Genomic DNA, 24310 nt, shown 5'->3' on the forward strand with positions numbered 1-24310 from the left:
GACCGGGAACTGACCTTCGGGTGATGAGGACGGCGGCGCGCAGGAAGGCCCGGACGATCATGTCGACGCCGCCGGTATGGCCATGCAGCAGGTCCGCCGCGTCGATCGACTGGCGGCGTACCCTGGCATCGAAGCCGAAGCCGCCGGTGATGAAGCGGCCGGCGCGGATGGCTGAAGAGATTGGCAGTGCCCCACAGCAGCTTGCGGCCGTGCCTGGCCTGGAGTTCTTCCAGGTGATCGACAGCCTCGGCGAAGTTGGCGCGAAAGCAAGCGGGCAGGCTTGCAGAAGATGCTCTTGCCGATGTTGAGGCGCGGTCCGGCGTTACGGCCGTTAGGGGCGCGTCCTATCGTGTCGCGTTCCCTCCAAGGTACGCGGCGAGCCTTTGAACCGGCTTCGCTGACCCCAAGCCTTGCAGATCAGGACGGCAGGCAGGCGGTCTGGCGCAGGGCTTCGCCAAGCGCGATCGCGGTCGTCGTGGCAAGGTTCATCGAGCGCACCTGGGGGCGCATCGGAATGCGCACGCGTGCATGGCAGACTTGCGCCACTTCTGCAGGTACGCCTGCGCTTTCCTTGCCGAAAAGGAGAATGTCGTCGGCCATGAATTCGAAGTCGTAGGCCGAATGACTGCTCTTGGTGGTGAACAGGACCAGCCTTCGCGGACCGATCGTGGCCCTGAACGCATCGAAGCTGGAATGCCGCGTTACGCTGACATGATCGATATAGTCCATGGCGGCGCGGCGAACCCGGCGATCGTCCCATGTGAATCCCATGGGCTCGATCAGGTCTACATCGGCCCCCATGCAGGCACCAAGACGCAGGACGGCGCCGACGTTTCCGGCGATTTCCGGTTCGAAAAGAGCAATGCGCATGCGGCTGATTGGCGCCGTCAAGCGAGCCATGCAAGCCCGCTGTGCGATTGTCGCCTCAGCCAATCCGGTTTTGCCGGCCTTGCGCAGGATCATGCACGGACATGACTTGCCGCGAAGCGGGGGGAAACTCCTGCGCGGGAGGCGCGGCGGCCGGACAGGGCGGCTGAAGGTTCCGCCGCCCGCCGCGGACTACTGGAAGTCGACAGAAACGTGGGAGACGTCTCCTTCGATCGCACCGTATGCTGTGCGGTAGTGCGTTACCGGAACGCCAAGATCGTGCCCGATGTCGAGAGTCTCTCCGTTTCCGGCTGGATGGAAATAGTTCACCGCCACTTCAAGGCGGGCATATTCCTGTCCACCTGCGGAAAGAACGATCTGCGCCGGACCACCGGGCATTTTTGTCTGGAACTGCATGGTCAGCGTGCTGGCGCCCCGGGGAAGCGTCTTGTCGGAGACGACCTTGTAGGTTTCCTGCGGATCGGTGGAACGCGCCCAGACGAAAGCTGGGCGACCCTCATCAAGATAGAGGCTCCAACCGCCAAACCAGCTTCCCAGCGCGACGATGGCGCCCGAAGCCTGCGCGGAATTCAGTTGGAGCGCGGCGGACAGCGTGAAGGGACGCGCCATCAGGATTGGATCGCTCGTCGCGGGGATCGAGACGTCCTTGCCCCAGAAGTCGAAATGCTTGCGCCCGCCGCCCAACGATCTTGTCCCGATTGCGCGGGCCATTCCGAAGCGATAGTCCAGGGGATAGACATTGTTCTTCTCGGCCTCCGCGCGAAACAGCGCCTTCATCTCCTCCAGCTTCTCCGGATACTTCGCGGAAAGATCGGTCGATTGCGAGAAATCCCGGGACAGATCGTAAAGAGTCCAGATCATCTGCGGCCTCAGTCCGGTCGGGGGCAGAGTTTCCCACGAAGTCCGCCCGTCCTCGCCGCTGAGGAACCAACCGTCGTGATAGAGGCCGATCTTGCCGCCGATTTCGAAGTACTGGGTGCGCTGAGCGTCGGCGTTGCAGCTTTGCAGGTCTGACAACAGGCTCTGGCCGTTCATCGGCTTCTGCATGGTGCCCAGTACTTCCCGTGGGACCGGGAGCCCCGCTGCGTCCAGCACCGTGGGAGCGATGTCGATGAGGTGGGCAAATCGTCCGCAGATCGAGCCGGGGTGTTCCACGTGTCCCGGCCAGTTCAGGATCATGCCGTTGCGGATGCCGCCCAGCATGTCCGCGTATTGCTTGACCCAGCGGAAGGGCGCGTTCATCGCCCAGGCCCAGCCGACCGAATAGTTCTCGTAAGTCTCGGGACCGCCGAGCTTGTCCATATTGGACAGTATCCATTCTTTGCGTTCGGGAATGCGATCCATCGCGCGCAATTCGTTCTTCGCGCCCGGAGGTCCGGCTTCGCCGCTGGCTCCGTTATCGCCCAGGACGACGGCGACCAGAGTCTTGTCGAGTTCCCCCATGCGCTGCAGTTCATCCAGCACCCGGCCAAGCTGCGCATCCTGAAAGGCAAGCTGGGCCGCGGCGACTTCCATGGTTCGCGCATGGAATGCCCTTTCGCGCGGCGTAAGCGAATCCCAGGCCGGAATTTCAGAAGGTCGAGGGGTTAGCCTGGTGCCCTTGGGGATCATTCCCATGGCAAGCTGGCGGCGCCAGCTTTCGACGCGCATCTTGTCCCAGCCCTCGTCGAAACGGCCCTTGAAGCGATCGATCCATTCGGGCGGTACCTGGTGCGGCGCGTGGGTCGACCCCGGCGCGAGATAGGCAAGGAAGGGTTTGTCGGGCGCGCCCGCCTTCTGGTTGTGGACCCAGCGGATCAGGTCGTCGGTCAGGCGCTCGTCCAGCATCTTGCCTTGGCCTTCATCCGGATCGACGCGGGTCACGCCGCGGTAGAGGTTGGGGGAATACTGGTCGGTGTCGCCGTAGGGGAAGCCGAAGAAGTATTCGAAGCCCAGACCGGTCGGCCAGGCGTGGAAGGGACCGGCTTCACTGCGGTCCTCGGCGGGTACGTTGTGATGTTTGCCGAACATCGCAGTGCTGTAGCCGTTGAGTTGCAGGATCTGCGCGACCGTCGCGGTATCGCGCTGAATGCGACCGGTGTAGCCCGGAAAACCGCTGGTGACGTCGCTCAGCCAGCCGACGCCGGCGTTGTGATGATTGCGCCCGGTCAGCAATGCCGCGCGGCTAGGTGAGCAGATGCCGGTCGTGTGGAAACGGTTGAAGCGCTCGCCGGTGCGGGCCAGTCGCTCGAAATTGGGCGTGAGTACCGGACCACCGAACGCGCTCGACATGGCAAAGCCGACATCGTCGGACATGAACAGCAAGACGTTGGGCGCGCCTTGCGGGGCACGGACAGGCATATGCTGCGCGGCAACAGCGTCGAGCACATTGTCGGCAATCGTTCCGGTGAATGGCGCAGGCGGGATCGGCAGCACGGTGCGGTCGGCCTGCGCCATGGCGGGCGCGCAGGTGCCGAGCGCCAGGGCGGCGAGGGCGAACTGAAGCCGCTTGCAGGCTGGTGCGGTTCGCCTGTCGCTCGACGCATGCTGCGCGCGCCCGATCTTCCGAAATGCCATGCCCTGTCTTCTCCTCTACTCTCACCCGGAACCCGCGGAGGATAGGCTCCAGAAACATGACGTCCAATGCATATGAAGATGCTGTTTCATGCTCTATATGCATGTTATGGACATTACGCGTCTCCGGCACATCGTCGCCGTTTCCGATACGCTCAGCTTCTCCCGTGCGGCCGAGCAGCAGAACATTACCCAGCCGGCGCTGAGTCGCAGCATCGCGGCCTTCGAGGCACGTCACGGCCTGCGGCTGTTCGACCGCAGCAGGGGCGGTGTGACGCTAACGCCATCCGGCAGCTTCGTCGTCGAGCAGGCGCGGGCGATGATCCGCGCATCGGATGAGTTTTCCCGCAATGTGAAGCTTTATACGGAAGGGGCTGCAGGTCGGGTCGCCTTCGGTCTCGGCCCGCTGCTCGGCAGTCTGCTGCTGCCCGATCTCGCGCGGCGGCTGTTAGCTCATGGCCCCGAACTCGAAATCATAACCGCAGTCAAAAGCCCCGATCAGCTTCTGGCGGACCTTTTCGATAACAAGCTCGAAATGATCATCGGCAATGTCTGGCAGGTCAGCGAAGTTCACGGCGTGGCACTTGAGGAGATCGGTTCGCTCGATCTTGTGCATGTGGTGCGCCGCGATCATCCGCTGACGCAGTTGGAGAAGGTTACGCCCGAAGCGCTTGCCGCCTATCCAGTGGCCAGGCCCGTCAGGCTGACCGGCGATCAGACCGATGCCGGCACATTCGTATGCGACAATTTTCACGTTCTGCGCGAGATGGTCGAGGCGACCGACTGCAGCTGGATAACGACGCCCTCCTTCGTACATGCCGAACTGGCCTCAGGAAGCCTCCAGATGATCGATGTGGAAGGGTTCTCGAACCTGAAGAGCGGCATCTGCGTCATCACGCTGGCCGGCCGCACGCGCTCTCCGGTATCGCGAATGGTCAGCGATCTGGTGCGAATGGCTATGGACGATCTTGGCGCGGAAGAAACCGCTTCCCTTGATCGTACCGGTACCTAGCGCAGAAAGTCGATGGCCGGGGCGCGGTGCATCGACGATCCCTGTCGGTATCGTGTTGAGCCACGCCAAGGACTGGCGCGTTGTGGCGACCCGATACGACTGCGGCCCGATACGACTGCCGCCCGGTCGTCGTCTTCTCCGCTCTCGCACGTCCCCGAGCCACGGCCAATCGCGATAGCACCAAGGCGGCCAAGGATACGGGGTGTCCGGTTTGCTATTTCCCGATCGCGGATCGTGAAAAATCGAAAAAAGGGCCAACCCGCCTTCCGGCATGTTGGCCCTTTTCTTTCGTTTCGATTACTGCGCCTTTCGGTGCATCAAGTGCTGTTCGATCAGAACGACATGGTCAGGTCCACGCCATAGGACCGCGCCGGGATGTAGGTTGCCGATTCCACGATGTTGGACACGTTGACTGCATAGTCGAAGCGCTGGACATCAAAGATGTTACGCCCCCACAATGCAATCTCGCCGTTGATCTTGCCGAAGTTGATATTGCGCAGGGCAACACGGCCATTGAAGCGGACGTAGGCATCGGTTGCATAAGCATCCGGCACAATGGCGAACATCGGCGCATCCGGATTATTGTCCGTCGTGGTCGTGTCCGTGTAGATCGCATCGGTACGGAAGGACAGATAAGCGTCACCGAACAGCGGCTCGGTGTCGTATTGGGCATAACCGCTTGCAGTCCACTTCGGCACGAACACCCGGCCATCGTAGTTGTTGTTGTTGGCGGCCTGCAGGGCGCTGGGCACGTTGGAAACATTGACGTGCGTATAGGAAGCGCTTCCTCCCAGCGTCAAACCGCGGGTTGGCGCGATGTCGAGCTCGAGTTCGGCGCCATAGGCTTCCTTGTCGCCCGTATTCAGCTGGAACAGGCTGACAAACGGCACGACCGGGTTGTTTGCACCTGCCAGCAGGAGGAACAAGGGACGGACGGTGTTGGCGCTGGCCGCAGCCTGAACGTCGGACTGATCCGAATACCAAAGGGCCAGGTTGGTGCGAACCTTGCGATTGAGCCATTCGGCCTTGACCCCGGCTTCCGCCGCCTTGACCTTCTCCGGCTTGAACGGGATGCTGGCGATTGCGCCGCCCGAAACATAACCGGTTGAGTACTTGGCATAGAGCAGAAGGTCGTTGCTGGGATTGTAGTTCACACCCAGCAAGTAATTGAATTGAGTGTCCTTATAGTCGAATGCTGCAGTCTGAAGCGAGGATTCATTTGCGCCGAAGGTAAAGGTGCCGGACTTGTCGTCTCTCGTAATGCGAGCGCCCACGACGAGGTCAAGTTCGGGCGTCACATGGAATTCGCCCTGAGCATAGGCCGCAATCGACTTGGCTTCATTGAAATACGCGCCGATGTTGTCCCGCGGTATCACGTAGTCCGGGTAAAAGCGGAACGACGGCGTGTTTTGAAGATAGTGCTGAGCCACGTCGTCCTTGCCCTTGAACCAGACAGCGCCTGCGGTGAGGGTCAGCAGGCTCGACACATAGTTTGCCTGGAATTCTCCGCTCCACTGCCGCGATCGGTTCTGCGCAGCCGACGAAACGGTTATGAACGGCTGTCCAATGTTCGGGGCCGTCGCAGAGGCGATTGCACCGATCGTGCTGGCAACCAGCGCTCCGTTCGCCGGATTGGTCACGTCAACGCCTTGGGACGCAAGCAGGCTGATACCCGCGAACTGGGCATAGGGCAGCAGCGCCTGGCTTGGAAATGCGACCGATGAGAAGCCGTCGATCGCGCTTGCCGCGAAGATATATTGCTCGCGATAGCCAAGGATGGCCTTGAAGCTCAGGGAATCCGAAGCCTGATACGACGCGGTTATACTATGCCCGAAATTGTACTGATCGGTCGGAATGGAAAAGGCATTGTAAACACCGTCAGGCCGTTTGCCGTTGTCTGGGGATGTCGGAATGGGGGTTCCGCCCGGACCGCCATTGGCCACCAGGGCAGCAACAAAAGGTCCTACCAGCGGTGAAGACGCGTTTACGCCGATCAGGGCATTTCCTTCGGGGGTGCCTGACGAGTCCGACCTGTCATATTTGTAAACGGCCTTGAAATCGCCGGTTTCGAATTTCACCGCGGCGAAATAGGAATCGACATTTTTGCTGCCAAGCCATTCAGCCGTTTTGTCCTTGGTCGCCATGCGGCCGACCAGGGCTGCCGAGCGATCCCACACTCTCGGCGTAGCAAGGTTGCGGATATCGCCGCGGCGTTCCTGATGAAGGTAGCTGAAATAGGCGCTGAAGGGCCCCATCTGCGGGGTGTTGGCAGTCACGCGGAAGCGGTACTCGTCCTGGTTGCCGAATGTAGCCCCTGCGGTAACACCAGCTACGCCATCGGGATCGCGGGTAGAAATACTGATCGCGCCGACGGTTGCGTTGCGGCCGAAAAGCGTGCCTTGCGGACCGCGCAGAACTTCGATCCGAGCGATGTCAGGTAGTTCGAAGATCGAACCACGCGGTGATGAAAGGTAGACGCCGTCCAGATAGATCGCGGCCTGCTTGTCGGATCCGGGCGCGAGGCCCGTGCTCGGTGTGCCGCGAATGGTGATCGTCGGAAGGCCGGTGCCGCCCGTGGCGGTGCGGATGGTCGTGCTGGGCGCAAGGCCGGAAACGTCGGCCACGTTGCTGATGCGATTGACTTCCAGAACTTCGCTGGTGAGAGCCGTCACAGCGACAGGCACATCCTGCAGGCTCTGTTCGCGCTTCTGCGCTGTCACCACGATTTCATTCAGGCCGGTGAAGTTTGTTGTTCTGGACGCCCCTTGCTCATCTGCGGTCTGTGCGAGAGCGGGCACCGAAACGAGCGCCGAAGTCGCGACCATCATCATCTTCAGACAATTAACCGTACGCCAATCAAGCTTGACCATACTCTTCACCCTCCCAAGTATAAGCAGCGCATTTTTGTTTGAGCTTGCTTCGGAGCTTTTTTGCTCCGTTTTTTTCGGTTCATCATAACGCAGAGCCAATGTCAATGAAGGCCGGTACTTTGTTCTCCGTCAGGAGCGCAAAGCGTTCATCAATTTCCGGCCCGCCGTGGCTCTGTCCGGTCGTCCTATACACCTGATCGAATCGATTCGCACTATAGAACTAGTTGTTTAGGAATTTCTCAAGCGATTGATCCGTAAAGATGCCATTGGGTCAGGATTGATTGTCAGCACTTTGCCCTCAAGGCCTGTGAGCGCGGCATTCTTTATGGATGGCATGCAGGGGCAGGAGACATTCTCCCGTCGGCCGGTTGCCGCCAGGTTTCCCTGAAGATCGCCAGGAAACAGTGGCCGTAAGAAGGCGTTTATGCAACAGGTTATATTTCACCTCCTGCTCCTCCTCTTGGAGGCAGGGATCAACCTGGCCGGCTGGCGCACAATGACCATCGGACAGGCTTCCCCGCTACAAGGAACAGTGGCGGGGAAGCCCGGGAATGACGTTCGACCGAAGGCGCGCCGAAGTCCGGGATGAAGCCCTTTCTTTTTGCTACCAGTGACCGTGAAGCAGGTTTCTGGTGTTGTCGCACATCACCATCTTCTGCTCCTGGGGCGTCAGGTTCGCGATATCGTTGTAGTAATTGAGCGGAACGCGAATGGCTTCCGCGTGCGGCCAGTCGCTGCCGAAGGCGACCCGGTCCACGCCGATCAGATCGACCAGATCGCGTGCCGAATCCTCGTAGAAGGGCATAACGGTGACGTGCCGGCGAACCGCTTCGACCGGATCCTTCCTGAATCCCTTGGGCATGCGGCCATAGGCATCTGCCAACCGGTCCAACATCGGTTTCACCCAGGATGAACCGCTTTCGACGCAGGCAACGTGCAAGCTGGGATGCCGATCGAACACGCCGTGGCCGACCATGAAGGTGATCATGTCCGCAGCGGCCCGGCCAAGCATGTCGAGACACAACTGGGTTGGGTCCGCGAACCGTTCGAAGGGCAGGAATTCGTCTCGCTTGTCGCCGATCCACCAGCGGTAGAAGCGGTCATAGCCCGAATCGCCGGCATGGTTGGTGATGAGCACCCGTGCTTCCGCGGCCCGCGCCCAGAAGGGGTCGAATTCGGGCGCACCCGGGGAGCGCGTACCATTGGTTCCCGGCACCGGCGCGGGGCGAATTTGCACGGCATTGCAACCGGCCTTGATAAGGAACTCCAACTCGGCAACGGCCGCGTCGGGATCGCCGAGCGTGACCGCGCCTACCGGGAATTGCCTGCCGTTGCCAAAGCCATATTCCTCGGCGACCCACAAGTTGAGCGAGTGATAGAGTGCGCCGACCAGATCGGGGCGATGGCCTACCCGCTCCTCGATCACGGCGGCGAGCGTTGGGAAGATCATCGCGGCGTGAATGCCCAGTTCGTCCATCTTCTCCAGATGAGCTGCGCCATTGCGCATGGCCGGGATGATCCTCATGGGCTCGCCCGCCATTTCCTTCAGGCTCAGCCCGTCGGGATTGTTGTGGCGCATGAACTCTTCATGCGAGCCCGGTGCCGAAATCACTGAAAATAGCGGATTGGGGTACATGTATGAGATCTTGCCGTCCAGAGCGAGCTTGGTGTGCCCGTTTGGCAGGGTTATGTACATGAAATCGTGTTCGAACTTCTTGGGAAGATGGCGCAGGAAGGCTTCCGGCGGCTCGTAATAATGGTGATCGATATCCCAGATCTGGTAATCGGGTTTTTGCGTGCGGCCTTCGCCTGGGCGTTCGAGTGTATCCGTTGTCATGGTTCGAGATCCGTTCTTGCTCTGCAAAGCCACCATGATCTACGCCCCTTCGAACGACTTTGACCTTCGTCAAATTCGTTTCGGGGTGCGCTCGATGAATTCCCGGCGCGAGCGCGACGACTCAACCTGAAAATATCTCGATATAATAGAGGTAACTGTTTCAGGTCTGCGCGGATGCACTCTGGCGCGCCATGAATTCGGCTGTGCCAGGCATGACTTTTTCCGCTTGGCATCGGGTCTCATGGGAGGTTCGGCGGGGGCGATCCGCTGCAACGCCGGTGGGGCAAGGCGAGAAGCAGGGAAGGGTGTTCCTCCACAACGACCGAGGAATTCTGCCGCAAGACCGACTGACCTTCCCGGCGCGGCGCGCTTCAACCTGCCAGGGCAACCGCCGGATATTCGGGGCTAGACTGTCTGTATCATCTGGGCGATCGCACGGCGATCCACGCAGGTTTCATGTCTGGCAATGACCCTGCGCTCGATGGGGCCGGCAAAGGCGCTGCGGAGAATGCGGAGCCAGATCCGCGGTCCCTTCAGCCAGGCTGTAAGGTCAGTGATGCCATTGCCGGCATAGACGATCGCGCGACGGACTTCGGGATCGATCTGCATCGCCCGGTTGACCTGTCGGCCAATGATGTACCTCAAACGATCGCGCCAGGATTTCGGCTTCAATCCAACCGATGCGCGAAAAGCCTCATAGTCATTCCTGTCGGTTGTCAGCAGGAATTCCCACTCGGCACGAAACGCCTGCTTCAGTCCGGCTTCATAGCGGATGGCCCGTTCTCGGGGAGAGTCCTGTTCAACCAGGATATCCGCAAGGATGTGCGATCCGATCAGGGCGCAGGCACATCCGCGACCGAATTTGGGATTCGACCTCAACGCCGTATCACCGGCGAAAAAGAACCCGAGCAGTCTTGGCGAACCGTCGCTGACGCTGTGGCGCCAGGTGGCGTCCATGTTTGCCCAGCGATTGACCCCCGTCGTCGGCAGGAAATGGGTCGGATTGATCCACTCGGCGATATTGGGAACACTGGCGATGACGGCGTCGAAAACTTCTGTATCGCCAAGGTGTCCATAAAGCAGAGGATCATCCTTGAAGGCAGCAAGCGTCACGGTTGCGGTGCCGTTGTCGCCTGACATGAGGGACATGGTCATGTGCGGTGTCTGGCTGACGCGGATGAGTGCCTTGGGCAGGGTAGTTCCGTCCGCGAGTTTGTAGCTGCGCGTGAAATACGCCACGTTGGACGCATAGTACTCTTCCCGGATATCGGCACCGGCCTGGACCAGGGACTGAAAGAAGCCCGATCCCCGGCCGGATGCGTCGATCACGACGTCCGATCGTATCTCGCGGCATCCTTCGCCATCCTTGATCGACACGCCGCGCACGACGATCGTTCCGTCGTCCTGCTTCTCTGTGAGCAAAGACCGCACCTTGGCCCCGACGATCAGTTGGGCAATTGCCTGACGCTCTACGTAGCGCCTTAGTACGAGTTCGAGGGTCGTGCGGCGCGACATCAGGGTCGTGATTTCGGCATCTTCGGAGACGGGGCGGTACTTTCCTGCGATTTCCTTGTGGAATCCGTCTTCAAAATGGTGCTCGCCGACGCCTGCGTCGATCAGTTCCTGCAGCAAGTCCGGATAGCGGTCGCGCAGCAGATTGCGGATGCTGGCGATCAGCGTATGGGGCTGAACCGCATGGGGCGTACCGTTGCGTTTCCACCGGTGCGACGTCGCAGGCGTGATGTCGGGAGAGGGCGCGGGATCCCTTTCCAGGATCGTGACGTCGAACCCCTTGCCTTTGAGAGCCAGCGCACAAGCCAGCCCGGCAATACTGCCGCCGATGATGAGGATGCTTTCGGCCTTCATGCGCATACTCCCAATTCCGACTGCTTCATGTCGCATGCTCGATAGAGCCGATGCGGCCGCGCAAGTGCAGCACTCGTTTGTATATTAGCTCAATATACATATTTGGCGCGAGGCAGAGTCAAATTTCATGCCGGCACGTCATGGAACGTGCGATGCCAGCCATATGTATGGCGATGATGTGCGTGCCTGCCGCAAGTCCTGTCGACCGACCACGCCCGCGAAGGAACCGTCGACTTCCGTTGTGATCGCGCTGTTTGGGGCGGTCAGAAAGTCGCTTTCGCAAGATGCCTGCAGGTCGTCGCTGAGTTGTCTGTTCCTGCCGTTCGTGGGGGTGGCGACCATGAGAAATGGCGCTCCGACGGTATGGGCGACGACCATTGGACCAGGCTGGTCGACGCGCAGGGCTGCAAGGGTCGGCGCTTCAGGCTGCGCGCCTTTCGGTTCTATTTCTTGCGTGCCGAAGGCCTTACGTTCCGGCTCCAGTAGCGCGGGATATCAAGCGGGCCGAGGAGGCCCGCTGGGGAGCGGCAGAGCGCGGGTATCGCGTTGACAGCTGGCATCGCCGGGCAGGCTGACGGCTCGCCATTGTCGGGCGGAAAGGCGAACTCCATCGAGAAGGAGGGGCTACCCTCGACCTCGATGCGGTAAACCAGATCAACCGGCGCGTAAGGCGCCTTCCATTTCGCGCCGGCCCCGCGCCATATCGAATCCACGTGCTCCACGATGGCGATAGGTGCGCCGCCTGACATCGCCCGTAGCTCGAAGTGGAGGACGACAGCGGTGCCTGCCTTCACGGTGCCGATTCCGGCCTCGATATCCTCGTCGAGGGTTTCTACCTCGAAGAAGGTTTGCCAATCGTCGATTTCCACGCCGAGGGCGTCGGCGATCTGGTAAAGGGTGGGTGCCCATAGCGCCTTCAGCTTGCCGTCGCGCAGCATGCCTGGCGTGACCCCCGGTTCAATGCCAAAGCCGAATATGTCGCGCAGGGTTTGCGAGGAGTAATGGCCGAAATAGCCCAGTTCCAAAACCCTTACGCAGTCGATCCGGTCCGCGGCGGCCAACGCGGCCAGCGCGAGATCGGTAGTCGCCCATCCCGGGTCGATGCCGGTGAAGAAGAAGCTCGAATTGCCGGCTTTGCAGGCCGTTTCGATCTTTGCCCGCGTGTCCTTGGGGGCGGTAGGCGGGTGGGCGAATTCGAACGCCGAGAAATTGACGATGTTCGTCCCGCGCTCCAACAACGGCAGACTGTGGGCGAGCCAGCGATCGTGCTCGCCCGGCATGGAGCGGCCGAAATCGCATAGGCAATCCGCGCCCAGCGCATGGAGTTCGTCCCAATTGTCGGTCGCTGTAATGCCAATCGGGTCGAGACCGGCAAGCACACCGCAATCGATCCCGACCTTGTCTTTCGACCAGACGAACTGGCCTACCAGCTCAAGCTCGGGATGATTGCAGATTCCCTTGAGGGCGCGCTTGCCGAGTTGGCCGCTGCCGCAATGGATCACGCGCAAGGTCATCGTCCGTTTCCTCTTTGGTCCCGTATTGCAATCATCACTCGATTCCGAAGCGGTCGGTGTAGAAGGCGAAATCCTTGCGGATCTGTTCGGCGGTAAGGCCAAACTGCTCAGGCGTGTAGCTGTGGGTGCCATGCGCGCCGGATCGGTTCGCGGCGTACCAGTCTTCCATTTTCCGCCTGGCTTCGGGCCGCAATTCGAAGCCGAGAAAGTCGTAGATCCGCTCGATCGAACCCAGCGGGTCTGCAATGAAGTCATGGTGGTGAAGATCGAAGAAGCGATCCTCGCCGATACGTTCCCGCGAGGCGAGTGCACGTTCCATTCCTTCACGCAGATGTTCGGCCCGCCGCCGCCCGATGTCAGATATGTCGATTTCCAGTCCCTTTGGCATGAGCGCCGTCACGAAGCTGATTGCGGACGGCACCGCCTTGGCCGGATCGCGATGGGTCCAGACGATCCTCGCTTCTGGATAGGCAGAGAATAGGGCGTCGAGGTGAAAGCAATGCGCCGGCGCCTTGAACAGCCAGCGCCCCGGTGGGCGGCGGGACTGGAGCAGTTCCATGAATCGGCGATGGAACGCGAAGGTCGGGCCAAGATCGGCGTTGCGCCACCACGCATGGTATTCCGGGATCGGCAGAATGAAGTTCTGAGACATGAAACAGGTCGAGAGCACCTCGACATCCTCCGTCCCCGCATCCGCGTCCCACAGATGCATCGCCATCATCTGCGGATTTTCACGGGCCATCGCTTCGTATCTGGCCTTGAGGGCGACCCGGCGGGGATCGTTTTCCTCGTCGCCGAGTACAGGCGGCGGGACCGGCTTGGACTGTTCCCAGCTTCGCAGCGAACGGAAGTCTTCATCGAGCGACAGGATGTTGGCGAGGGCAGTGGTACCGGTGCGCGGCAATCCGGTGATCGAAACGGCGGATTCGATCGAGGTCTGCCCGACTTCGGGATGGGTGCGGGACCATTCCTGCATTTCCAGCAGGTTGACCAGGCGCGTGTGGATCTGGGCGACCATCGGCTTCACGATCGCCTCGGGCGCTTCCAGCTCGTTCTCGATTGCTTCGATAAAGCGATTCAGGCCCACCAGAAACCCTTCATCGCCAAAATCGGAAAGGTTGGCGCTGGACCGGGCATCGGCCATCATTCGCTGTGGGCTGGGAAATTTGAAGCGGGTCGCCATTGGCAGCCTTCCTCTCGACCGATTGCATCCTGATACGCTCAAGCGCGCAATTGCCGCGCGAAGGCTCGGATCTCGTCGATGAACAGGTCGGGTGCTTCCAATGCGGCAAAATGGCCGCCGCGCGGCTGTTCCTCCCAGCGGACGATATTGCTGCAGATCGTCTCGGCCCATTTACGGGGCGTGCGGCGGATCTCCGCCGGGAAACGGGCATGGCCGACCGGGACGGAGATCGAACGGATATCGTTGACCAGACGGCCAGGTCCGAGCGATTCGTAATAGAGCCGCATCGCAGAGTTGATGGTCTGCGTGACCCAGTAGAGCATGATGTTTTCGAGAAGCTGGTCCTTGGTGTAGGAACTTTCGATGTCCTCGCCGCAATCGCTCCAGGTCTTGAATTTCTCGACGATCCAGGCCGCAAGGCCCGCAGGGGAATCGTTGAGGCCATAGGCGAGCGACTGAGGCTTGGTGCGCTGGATCACCTGATAGCCGCTCTCGTTCTCTTCATATGCGGCCTTCCATTTCAGATAGGCCAGATCGTCCTCGGTCAGGCCGTCCGCGGGGTTCGCGGGGTCTGCCGGTGCACCGACCATGAGATTGAGGTGAAGTCCGATCAGCCGGTCGGGCACATAGGTCGCGACAAGCCCTGAAATGCCCGCCCCCCAGTCACCGCCCTGGGCGATGTAACGGTCATAGCCGAGCATCTCCATCAGGCGCACGTTGATCCGCGCCGCTTGGCGCGTGGAAAAGCCCTTGCCCTTCGTTGGCCCCGAAAAGCCATAGCCGGGGATCGAGGGAGCCACGATGTGGAAGGCATCCTTTGGATTGCCGCCGTGCGCGCGCGGGTCGGTCAGCGGGCCGAAAATGTCGAGGAACTCGGCCACCGAACCGGGATAACCGTGCGTGATGATCATCGCAGTAGCGTCCGGTTCGGGCGAGCGGATGTGATAGAAATGCACATTCTGCCCGTCGATTTCGGTCATGAACTGAGGGAAGGCGTTGAACCGGGCCTCGGCCTTTCGCCAGTCGAACCCGTCCTGCCAGTAATCGCAAAGTTCCTTCAGATAGGCGAGGTTGGTGCCATAGTCCCAGCCGGCATCCTCCGGCTCGTCGGGCCAGCGCGTCCGGGCCAGGCGGAGCTTCAGATCGTTGATGACATCGTCGGAAACATGCGCCTTGAACGGTGTCACTTGCGGTGTGGTCATTGTGCTTTTCCTCTTGTTGGCCGGCTCAGGAATTGCTTGTGGCTTGGCCGTAGCGCTTTTCGAAAAGTGCCCGGAACGCATCGGCGAACTTCACCCTGGAAGGCCCGGTGATGGCGCGGCGACGGGTCTGATCCGACCCGCCGGTCCGCGTCGTGTTGGGTACGGGGTTGGTGACAATCTTCACGTCCATGCCCGACCATTTGCCCACCATCGCGCACCATTCCTGCTGTGTCACGATTTCATCGCCGCCCCAGTTGACGATAGTCGCAGGAGACGAGGCGGCGTTCAGCATGGCTTCCAGCTGGCCGCACAGATCGTCGGTGTGGATGGGCAGGTGGGGCATCGGGTCCCACCGCGCGGGCACTTCCTTGCCCGCCATGATCATCGCCATGTTGATCATCGGCAGGAACATCGTCCCGTCGCCGTAGATCGTATTCAGCCGCGTGATGATGACCGGCAGGTCATAGGCGCTGGCGCAAAATCGGGCGACCGCCTCCTGCGCGATCTTGCCTGGACCGCTGGTGGGCGACCACGGCGTGAAGGCGCTGCCGATCGGACTGTCTTCCTTCGGGAACTCAAAGGGATCCTCGACGGCGGAATAAATCGCACCTGATGACATGACCAGCGCGGCTCTGGCCTTGCGGCAATGATGCAGCACATGGCCGGTGCCTTCGCCGTTGACCCGCACGGCACCGTCGAAATCATCCTTGCCGCCGCGATAATAGGCGAGATGCAGGACATAAGTGAAATCGTCGGGAAGCATCGACAGATCGCCGCTCGCCACATCGACCGTCACCGGTCGCGCGCCCAGCGCCCGTACTTCCTCTTCGCTGCCCGGTTTGGAAAAGCGCGCCGCGCCCCAGACCTCGTTATCACCAGCCAGATAGGCGATGAGCGGGCGCGCGACCTCTCCCGACGCGCCCGTGACTAGAATTTTCTCATTCCGGATCATTGCTATGGCCTTCTTTCCCGCATTGCCGATCAGCCTGCGCCGGACATTTCGCGGGCCCTGTGTGCCTCGGCCATTTCGCCCAGGCCGTCGCGCCAGTGGACCTTGCAGGGATTGGTGATCGCCATGCGCCGCTTGTTGTCGGCCTCGACGCGCTTCTGGCTGCGTTCGGGATAGTTGGCGGTGACCTCGGGGGTGAGGCCAAGGATCTCACCGAAAAGCGCGCACATGTCCTGTGCCGGAACCGCCTCGTGACCGCCCCGGTTGATGATCGGCACTTCCGGGGGCGCCGCAGCGAGGATCGGCCCAGGCTACGCGTGGATGATCCCGGCCCGATCGATCCCAAACAGCACTCAGGCCGCGCACCATCCCACGGCCTCGCCGCGCGGGGCGGATGCGAGCAGGGGTGACGCAAGAGGTGCGCCGCACGATGCCGGCCTGGTTCCTGGCAGCGTGATGGCCAGCGCGATGCCGCGATAATCATCGAATACGCTGGCTACGGACTTGGCCCACTCCGTCGTCTCGATCAGCAGGGCCGTGGCTACCGCTGGCAATGCTCGAACGCATTGTGCCCGACGCTTTGCGTAAAGGGGAATGCTCGGCATGGGAATGGACCGTTGAAAGCGTCATTCTTTCCTCTCCGGACTCGCGATGATTCGCGCAGCGATCAATGGTCTAGGCTGTCGATAGAGGCTGCACGATACCCAAATGGTAGGTTACGGATTAGGCCTGCCCGTTTCATCCGGCGTTGTCAGGGCGGACAGGTAATGCCATGTCGGCGCGACAGGATCGGCGGGACATGACGCAATTCGATTTCGAACAGGATCTGGTGATACCCGCGCATGCGGGCGTGCTTGAAGAACCGTACTGGAAAACGCTGCTGGACAATCTGCGCATGGCGACCCAGTCCATTTATGTCAGCTTTGCGTTCAGGCGGACCGACACATCCGTAGGCGATCTGATCGTCATGTCGTCCGCCGAAGACAAATACTCCTCCGAACTCAACGGTCGATACCTCGATACGCTCGAGAGGCAATCACCGCTGCCCTACAAGAACCTGAAACCGGGCCGGGTATATAGCTTGGACGAGATCCTTGATCCGGAAAACGCGGTTCACCGGGCCTACCGCGACTATCTGTCCGCACGGTCGCTGAACTACATCCGGGGCGTCCGCGTCGTCGAACCTTCGGGCGGATACGGATGGCTCTCGCTGAACCGTCGCGACGGCGACTTCACGCCAGAGGTACGGCCGCTGCTCGAGCGACTGGTGCCGCATCTTGGCAGCGCGCTGCGCACGCTGGCTGCACTGGAGCAGGAGCGGAGGCGCTCCGACGTTGCAACCTTCGCGATCCGGCGCCTCAATTTCGGCTGGCTGACGCTCGATGCGCAGATGCGGGTGGTCGAGATCGCACCGGAAGCTCAGGAAATCCTGCGCGAAAGGCTTGGGCCGGCTGCTGCCGAACCCGGACAGCGCCTGATCTTGCGGGCGCGGTCCCGCAATGCTCTCAAGAATGTGCTCGATGAATTCAGCGATCGCACATCGACCGGTGCGCGTGTCATTCACATCCTGGACGAGCCGTGGCTGGACATGATGGTGGTTCCCATTTCCGTGCCGACTGTCCTGCGCGGCAAGACTGCGGTTGCGATGGCTTATGTGCATGGTGGACGCTCGGGGAGCGACGACCAATACCGGCAATTGATGGAACTGTTTTCGCTGTCCGGCAACGAGGCGCGGCTGGCTCTGGCGCTGAGCAAAGGGCGCACGCTTGCCGAAGCGGCAGCCGAACTCAACATCGCGACGGAGACTGCGCGCTTCTACAGCAAGCGGGTCTATGCCAAGTCCGGCACGAGGGGGCAGGCCGATCTGGTGCGGCTGATCCTGACGAGCGTGATCGCGCTTGCCTGAGCATCGGGGACTGCGCGGTGGCAGGAAGCTATTTCGTCAACATCCCGGCTGCGGGGAAGGGCGGGCCCCCTTCCGCCCAGCGGTGACGCGTGCCAATTGTCGCAATTGATCGCGAAGACACGCGACAGTGCACTGCGCCCACGCTGGGGAAGGGGGAAATCTCTCAGGCGATCATCGCGCCCAGTCTGCCGTTTATGATGGCTTCGGCTTCGCTGACCATGCGGGTGATGAGTTCCTCGCAGCTGGGAATGTCGTGGATCAGGCCCTGGACCTGTCCTGCCCAGAAGATACCCGAGCTCATATCGCCCGTCTTGAGCAATTCGCGGCCCTTGGCGCCTGCCACGAGTTCCTTCACGTCCTCGAACACTGCGTCCGGTTTTGCGAGGCGTCGTACGACTTCGTCGGATATCTCGTTCTTGCCGACGCGGGCGGTGTTCTTCAGGCTGCGGAAGATGAGATTGCTGCCGCGCTCGTCATTGTCGATATAAGCCTGCTTCACGTTGTCGTGAATCGGGGCTTCCTTCGTCGCACAGAAGCGGGTGCCCATGTTCACGCCTTCCGCACCGAGCGCCAGGGCAGCGACCAATCCTCGCGCGTCGCCGATTCCGCCCGAGGCCAGCAGCGGGATCTTCACCTTGTCGGCCGCCACCGGGATCAGGATAAGACCGGGAACGTCATCTTCACCGGGATGACCGGCGCATTCGAACCCGTCGATCGAAATGATGTCGCATCCAGCCTTCTCGGACGACAGTGCGTGACGGACCGAGGTGCATTTGTGGACGATGGTGATGCCGTGCGGCTTGAGCATTTCCCAGATTTCGCGGACCGCCGGCAGGCCCGCGGTCTCCACAACCTTGATGCCGCTTTCGATCACCACCTTGCAAAGGGCGGGATAGTCGGGGGCGTTAAGGGTGGGCAGGACGGTTATGTTGACGCCGAAAGGCTTGTCCGTCATCGCCTTGCACCGCTCGATCTCCTTCGCAAGGGCGGGTGCGTCAGGCTGCGTAAGCGATGTTATCAGGCCAAGGCCGCCTGCATTGGACACGGCGGCAGCCATTTCCGCATAGCCGACATTCTGCATGCCACCCTGGACGATCGGGTGCTCGATCCCCAGACGTTCGGTTATTCGGGTCTTGATGGCCATTGGTTATCCTCATCTCGCGGCGCCGGGCAGACACCGTCATTTACTACGTCAATGGACGTTGCTTGCCCGCTTCGATTCCGGCGCAGCATCCCTGAAAGCCCTCCGTATCGACCGCCGTCTCCCGGCGATTACGTGCGTTTACGTCCATGCTCCGGCCTGTTCCGATCGGGGCATGATCTCCATGCGGAGAATACAAGCCGCGTCAAGATCTAAAGGGCGCGTCGGCAAGTTGGCGGACCATCGACCGGTTGCACGCCGCGTTGCGTTCACGCGCCTTCTGTCCTCTAGCGTGGTGACGCAGGATTCGCGCGCTTTCGCGGGCTTTCAGAATGCCTGGCGAAACATCTCCTTGTGCAGATCCTCGATCGACGCGCGGAACGGCGCACCGTTAGGCGCGATCCAGAAGTCGCCTTTCTCCATCGCGCTCAGGATGATCTCGCCTGCTTCTTCCGGCTTCATGCCCGCTTCCGCCGCATTGCCGATGGTGGTGAGGATCTGCAGGTCGATATCCGATTTCGCGTCTGCGGAGTACAGCTCGACACTGCCTTTGGCCTGAGGTGTCGCGATGTAGCCGGGGCATACGACGGCGACCTTGATCGGTGCTCCCTGCATTCTGAGTTCTTGTGCCAGCGATCCGGAAAGTCCCACTACCGCGTGCTTGCTGACGGCATAGGGCGCCATGTGAGGCGTTGGCACCAGGCCGGCCAGCGACGCGGTGTTGACGACGTATCCCGGTTCGCCGCTTTCGAGCATTTTGGGCAGGAAGGACCGGATGCCGTGGATGCAACCGAACAGGTCGATGTCCACGACCTTTCGCCAGCATTCCAGCGACGTTTCCCAACTCGCACCGATCGAGGATATGCCCGCATTGTTGAACAGCATGTCTGCCCGGCCGAATTCGCGGTATGTCGCTTCGGCGAGGGCGTCGAGTGCGCCGGGATCGGCTACGTCCGTCGGAACGCCGATGACGCGCACGCCAGCAGCATCGCGGAGCGCCGCCGCGGCGGCTTCAAGTTTGTCGGCCGCGATGTCGGCCAGAACGATGTCAGCCCCGCGCCTGGCAGCCGCCTGCGCTATGCCGAAACCGATGCCCGAGGCTCCGCCCGTGACGATGGCCACCTTGCCTTTGCAGTTCTCCAACTATCCTCTCCTCGCATCCGTTTCGCCTTCCGCCAGCATTGCCGCTAGGGATGCCATGAACCCGGCACCTGAGCCGACGCGCAATCGCGCGGCGACTGACGGAAGAACCGATAGAGATAACGCTATTGAGGGCCTTGTCCAGACTCGACCCATATCCCGATCTTGCAGGCAAGGGCCGCCGAGCCTCGATTGTCGATGGGCCTCTTTCGCACCGGGAAGCGCCCGGCACGGATCTTGCCGGGGGGGCGCCGATAGATGCCGGCCCGCTGCGTGGAGCGGGCCGGCATGCCGATCGTCAGATATCGACTTTGTAGAATGCCTTGGCCCTGCCGCCGACGATTTCCTGCACCTCTGCATCGGGCACGCCTTCGAAGTCGCGCGCGATGACCTGGTGACTGTTCGGGAAAGTCGTCTCCGAATGCGGATAGTCGGACGACCACATGATGTTCTTGCCGCCGGGCAGCGCGCGGTTGAGAATGCCCGTGCGATCGTTGATGAACGAACCGAAGATGTTGCGATCCATGTAGAAGCTGGGGCGCTCCTTGATGTCGCTATTGGTCCAGTAGCGCTGCTTTTCCCAGGTCCGGTCCATGTATTCGGCCATCCACGCCATCCAACCGACACCGCTTTCGACGATGGCCCACTTCATGTTCGGGAAACGATCGAAGATGCCGCCATAGATGGCCATTGCCACGGGCTCTGCCATGGCGACCTTGCTCATCACCAGGTCGGCAAGGAAATATTCCTTCTGGCCGAAGCGCGGAATGCGTCCGCCAAGGTGGAAGGTTACATTGAGATCGTTGTCGCAGATCGTCTGCCACAGAGGGTCGAAGCAGGCACTCCAATAGGGGGTTGAACTGCTGGGGTCGCCCGTCAGGGCCGCAATCTGCCCCGAGGCCATCTTGCCGACCTGTGCCGACGTGCTCAGTGCGTCCTTGGCTTGCGGGAATGCGGGGATATTGATGGTCTTGAAGCCGAGCTTCGCCACTTCCTTGATCATGCCGATCGTCTCGTCCACGTCCCGCATCGGCATGTAGGCGACGCCGGTCAGGCGCTTGCGATCGGTGCCACAGAAATCCCAGAGCCAGCGATTATAGGCGCGATAGCTTTCGATGTAGAACTCCGAGTCGGAGGTGCCGAGCGGGCCGCCGCCGAAAAGGACTGCAGAATCGATGCCATCGGTGTCCATGTCCTCAAGCCGGATCTTGGGATCGCGGACATTGCGCATCTCGGAGCGCTTGCCCACCATCTTGAAGTCCTTGCCCTTGCGACCCGCCTGGTTGTTGATCATCAGGATCGGGCGGCGATTTCCTTCGAAAACAACATAATCGCAGTCCTCGCCTTCCTCGATGCGAGGTGCGCGCTCCTTGAACTTCTCCGGCAGGTAGTCGGCCCATGCCTCGTGGGGTGGGTCGATATGCGCGTCGGCATCGACCACCAGAAATTTCTTTTCGGACTTTGCGCTCGATTCGGGCGTGAGTTCGGTGACGCTCATTTGCACACTCTCCTGGTTCTGCCGGCTGAAATCGGGGGCTTGGCCGGGCTTTTGCTACCTGCGGAAAATGCCGCAGATCGAATGCCGGGTCCAATATGATCTGCGCCGAACTGATATCGAAATGGTTTCACTGAGACTGCATTTTCTTCTGTCCCCGACACGTTCCAGCCATTAGGTCACGTGTTATTGCGCCGGGTAGGCGCGCAAGATCCGACGCGGGAAGAGGCGGCAGACATGGACCTGAGACACATGCGGCATTTCGTGGCCGTCGCGGAAGAACTCAACTTTCGGCGCGCGGCAGATCGCCTGCGCATGACGCAGCCACCGCTCAGCCAGTCGATCCGCAGGCTCGAGACCGATCTGGGCTTGAAATTGCTCAATCGAACGAAGCGATCCGTCGAACTGACCGAGGTTGGCCGTGCATTCCTGGTTCAAGCCAGGCGAACCCTCCTGCAGGCGGACTTTGCCCGCAAGGCGGCCCTTCGTGCCGGGGAAGAGGCTTCCGAAATCCGCATCAGTTTCATGAATGCGGCCCTGTACGATATACTGCCCCGTCTCGTCGCGCGTCACCGCGAACGTCAGCCCAATGTGAGCCTGAAACTCTTCGAAATGCCGTCGCCGGGCCAGGTCGAGGGGTTGCTGTCGGGCGATTACGATTTCGGTATCATCCTGCCGGGGACGCCCCATACAGAACATCTCGACCGGTTGGTCATCGAAAGTACCGGGTTTCTTGCTGCCGTGCCGGACGAATGGCCGATTGCGCAGCGCGATTCCGTTACGCTGGCTGAATTATGCAAACAGCCCTTTATTCGCCCTCCCGAGCGTGTGGACGGCAGGCTTACGCAGCCGCTGGCGCTGTTCGAAGTGATCGGAATGGCGCCCGACATTGTTCAGGAGGTGAACCAGATCAATACGATGCTGAGCCTGATCGGGGCGGGACTGGGCTGCGGAATAGTCACCGCCAGTGCCTCGCACATGCATGTCAGGGGTGTGAAATTCCTGACGATCACAGATCATCCGCCGGACCGGTACTGGCAGTTGCAACTGGTCTGGAATCCCGACAATTTCGGCACGGCTGCGCAAGCATTCCTGCGCATGACGAAGGATCTCGTTTCCCAGGGCGCGCGCGCTCCTGCGACTGCCAAGGGCGCCCGCTGACCTGCCCTTTTGCGAACCCGAATTCACTCGGTTTCGGCGACAACTGCTTTTCAGTTAGTTGAATTGCTGTTTTGCTTGACTCCGTCTCGCCGGAACCGCACACTTTGAGTAAGTATCGCATCGGGCAGCGTAGTCCGAGCGGATCTCAATGCATTTTTTTCGGGAGTGGTATTCATGGCTGGCGGCGTTGCGGACGCAGTGAAGACAGACGACTCGCTTTATGACGAGCTCTATGACGTCAAGACCGAGGCGCTGGAGACCGGCAACTATATCGAGGTGGATCCCTATCCGCTGATGAAAGCCGCGCAGGAGCGGGGCGCCGTCCAGAAGGGCTTCCTGCGCGAGGTGCTGGGCCTTCCCTTCTGGCATCGGCACCGCGCCGTCGTCGAAGGTGGCGGCGAGCGGCTTCAGGGCTATTGCGTCCTGACTTTCGCAAAGGCTGAGGAAGCGTTTCGCGACAATGCCCGCTTGTCGAACAAGATCTACAAGATGACTCCGGGTGACGAGAAATTCCTCGGAATTCTCGAGATGGACAATCCGGAGCATTTTGCCCATCGCAAGGCAGCGCAGTCGCTCTTCATCAAGCCGCGTGCCGTCGGTCTGTGGCGCGATCGCTGGATCAACGGCATCGTCGAGGCGATTGTCGAAAAGCTGAAATCGCAGGATCGCGCCGAGTTGAACATGGATTTGTGTGCCCGGGTTCCGGTTCACACCATTTCGGTAGCTGTCGGCTTGCGCGGCGAAGAAGCCTTGATCTTCCGCAAGGCGCTGATTTCGACGCTGAGCAGCAGGGGTGGGCCCGAATCCCAGATGGCTGCTGCCGCAACCGTCGCCCGCATGGTGACCGAACAGATCGAACTGCGCCGCAAGTCGCCCGGCGAGGATATCATTTCCTGGCTGCTCGCGGCCGAGGTGGATATTCCGGGCGAGGGCTCGCGGCACCTTACCGATGGCGAGATCATCACGTTTTGCCGTTTGCTGCTGCTTGCCGGCGGGGGAACGACCTGGCGGCAAATGGGCATCCTGCTGTTTGCGCTACTCGACCAAAGGGATCGATGGGAAGCGGTGAGGGCGGATCGCAAGTTGCTTGAACCTGCAATCCAGGAATCGATGCGGTGGAACCCGAACAATCCGATGTTCAGCCGCCTGGCGGTGGAAGATACGGAGATCGGCGGCGTGGCCATCCCCAAGGGCAGCGTAGTGGATATCTGCCTGGCGTCGGCCAATCGCGATCCTTCGCGCTGGGACAATCCCGATGAATTCGACCTTTTCCGCAAGATGCAGCCGCATATCGGATTTGGCATGGGCGCTCATATGTGCATGGGTCGCAATGTGGCGGAGAGCGAGATGTTTGTCGCTCTCGATGCGCTGATGAATGAATTTCCGAACATGCGGATCGATCCCGATCAGCCTGCGCCCTTCCTTACGGGCGGGCTGGAGCAGCGCGGCATATCGTCCATGCATGTGCTGCTCAAGTAAGGTGTCGTGACGGAGGAAGGTTCCCGGCAGCCTGTATCCGTGAACCTCCTGCCTTACGGAGCACCCTATGCAATGGGCGTTGGCCGCGTTCATTGCGATTTGCGACAGTTCACG

At 60.9% G+C, this 24310-nt stretch carries 18 protein-coding genes; 4 read left to right on the plus strand and 14 right to left on the minus strand.

The features are described from left to right. Positions 1-417 precede the first annotated feature (417 nt). Both JI59_RS16720 and JI59_RS16725 read right to left on the minus strand, forming a co-directional pair. A complete protein-coding gene (locus JI59_RS16720) occupies positions 418-870 on the minus strand; it encodes a tRNA (cytidine(34)-2'-O)-methyltransferase (protein ID WP_038577755.1) in 453 nt (150 codons plus the stop codon). Between the two features lie 189 nt (positions 871-1059). Further along, positions 1060-3444, minus strand: a complete 2385-nt coding sequence (locus tag JI59_RS16725; protein ID WP_007011485.1) for an arylsulfatase — start codon at positions 3442-3444, stop codon at positions 1060-1062. Between the two features lie 88 nt (positions 3445-3532). Here JI59_RS16725 and JI59_RS16730 point away from each other — a divergent pair, with 88 nt between their 5' ends. Further along, the gene (locus JI59_RS16730; RefSeq protein ID WP_038576417.1) at positions 3533-4453 is read left to right on the plus strand and encodes a LysR family transcriptional regulator; all 921 of its coding nucleotides are present in this window, start codon (positions 3533-3535) and stop codon (positions 4451-4453) included. Positions 4454-4785: 332 nt separating this feature from the next. Here the strand turns inward: JI59_RS16730 and JI59_RS16735 are convergent, their stop codons facing one another. The 9 genes from JI59_RS16735 to JI59_RS16780 form a co-directional block, all read right to left on the minus strand. Beyond that, on the minus strand, positions 4786-7323 hold the full coding sequence (locus JI59_RS16735; RefSeq protein ID WP_007011483.1) for a TonB-dependent receptor: 2538 nt from the start codon (positions 7321-7323) through the stop codon (positions 4786-4788). 604 nt (positions 7324-7927) lie between these two features. Further along, complete coding sequence (locus JI59_RS16740) at positions 7928-9160, minus strand: amidohydrolase family protein (protein WP_052117909.1); 1233 nt, start codon at positions 9158-9160, stop codon at positions 7928-7930. 405 nt (positions 9161-9565) lie between these two features. Further along, a complete protein-coding gene (locus JI59_RS16745; RefSeq protein ID WP_160289737.1) occupies positions 9566-11026 on the minus strand; it encodes an NAD(P)-binding protein in 1461 nt (486 codons plus the stop codon). 443 nt (positions 11027-11469) lie between these two features. Continuing rightward, complete coding sequence (locus JI59_RS16755) at positions 11470-12540, minus strand: hypothetical protein (protein ID WP_007011479.1); 1071 nt, start codon at positions 12538-12540, stop codon at positions 11470-11472. 34 nt (positions 12541-12574) lie between these two features. Beyond that, positions 12575-13723 carry a sulfotransferase family protein gene (locus tag JI59_RS16760; protein ID WP_138921260.1) on the minus strand — a complete coding sequence of 383 codons (1149 nt, stop codon included), beginning with the start codon at positions 13721-13723 and terminating at the stop codon, positions 12575-12577. Between the two features lie 38 nt (positions 13724-13761). Beyond that, a complete protein-coding gene (locus tag JI59_RS16765) occupies positions 13762-14925 on the minus strand; it encodes an epoxide hydrolase family protein (RefSeq protein WP_007011477.1) in 1164 nt (387 codons plus the stop codon). A gap of 25 nt (positions 14926-14950) precedes the next feature. Next, complete coding sequence (locus JI59_RS16770; RefSeq protein ID WP_007011476.1) at positions 14951-15877, minus strand: NAD-dependent epimerase/dehydratase family protein; 927 nt, start codon at positions 15875-15877, stop codon at positions 14951-14953. Positions 15878-15906: 29 nt separating this feature from the next. After that, positions 15907-16152, minus strand: coding sequence for a hypothetical protein (locus tag JI59_RS16775; protein WP_007011475.1), 246 nt, complete (start codon positions 16150-16152; stop codon positions 15907-15909). Positions 16153-16227: 75 nt separating this feature from the next. Further along, positions 16228-16428, minus strand: coding sequence for a hypothetical protein (locus tag JI59_RS16780; protein WP_007011474.1), 201 nt, complete (start codon positions 16426-16428; stop codon positions 16228-16230). Between the two features lie 245 nt (positions 16429-16673). Here JI59_RS16780 and JI59_RS16785 point away from each other — a divergent pair, with 245 nt between their 5' ends. After that, positions 16674-17780, plus strand: a complete 1107-nt coding sequence (locus JI59_RS16785) for a helix-turn-helix transcriptional regulator (RefSeq protein WP_039857029.1) — start codon at positions 16674-16676, stop codon at positions 17778-17780. 163 nt (positions 17781-17943) lie between these two features. On the opposite strand, the gene JI59_RS16790 is transcribed toward JI59_RS16785, so the two are convergent. The 3 genes from JI59_RS16790 to JI59_RS16800 all read right to left on the minus strand — a co-directional run bounded on the left by JI59_RS16790 (position 17944) and on the right by JI59_RS16800 (position 21559). Continuing rightward, positions 17944-18924 (minus strand): NAD(P)H-dependent flavin oxidoreductase, encoded by a 981-nt coding sequence (locus JI59_RS16790; protein ID WP_007011471.1) that lies wholly within the window; start codon positions 18922-18924, stop codon positions 17944-17946. A gap of 324 nt (positions 18925-19248) precedes the next feature. Beyond that, the gene (locus tag JI59_RS16795; RefSeq protein WP_007011470.1) at positions 19249-20064 is read right to left on the minus strand and encodes an SDR family NAD(P)-dependent oxidoreductase; all 816 of its coding nucleotides are present in this window, start codon (positions 20062-20064) and stop codon (positions 19249-19251) included. Positions 20065-20359: 295 nt separating this feature from the next. Next, positions 20360-21559: an amidohydrolase family protein gene (locus JI59_RS16800; protein WP_007011469.1), complete on the minus strand. Its 1200-nt coding sequence runs from the start codon at positions 21557-21559 to the stop codon at positions 20360-20362. A 234-nt stretch (positions 21560-21793) separates the two neighbouring features. Here JI59_RS16800 and JI59_RS16805 point away from each other — a divergent pair, with 234 nt between their 5' ends. Beyond that, positions 21794-22717, plus strand: coding sequence for a LysR substrate-binding domain-containing protein (locus JI59_RS16805; protein WP_081473921.1), 924 nt, complete (start codon positions 21794-21796; stop codon positions 22715-22717). Positions 22718-22891: 174 nt separating this feature from the next. Next, positions 22892-24196, plus strand: a complete 1305-nt coding sequence (locus JI59_RS16810) for a cytochrome P450 (RefSeq protein ID WP_038576422.1) — start codon at positions 22892-22894, stop codon at positions 24194-24196. Positions 24197-24310 lie beyond the last annotated feature (114 nt).

This window comes from Novosphingobium pentaromativorans US6-1 (assembly GCF_000767465.1).
Taxonomy (GTDB): domain Bacteria; phylum Pseudomonadota; class Alphaproteobacteria; order Sphingomonadales; family Sphingomonadaceae; genus Novosphingobium; species Novosphingobium pentaromativorans.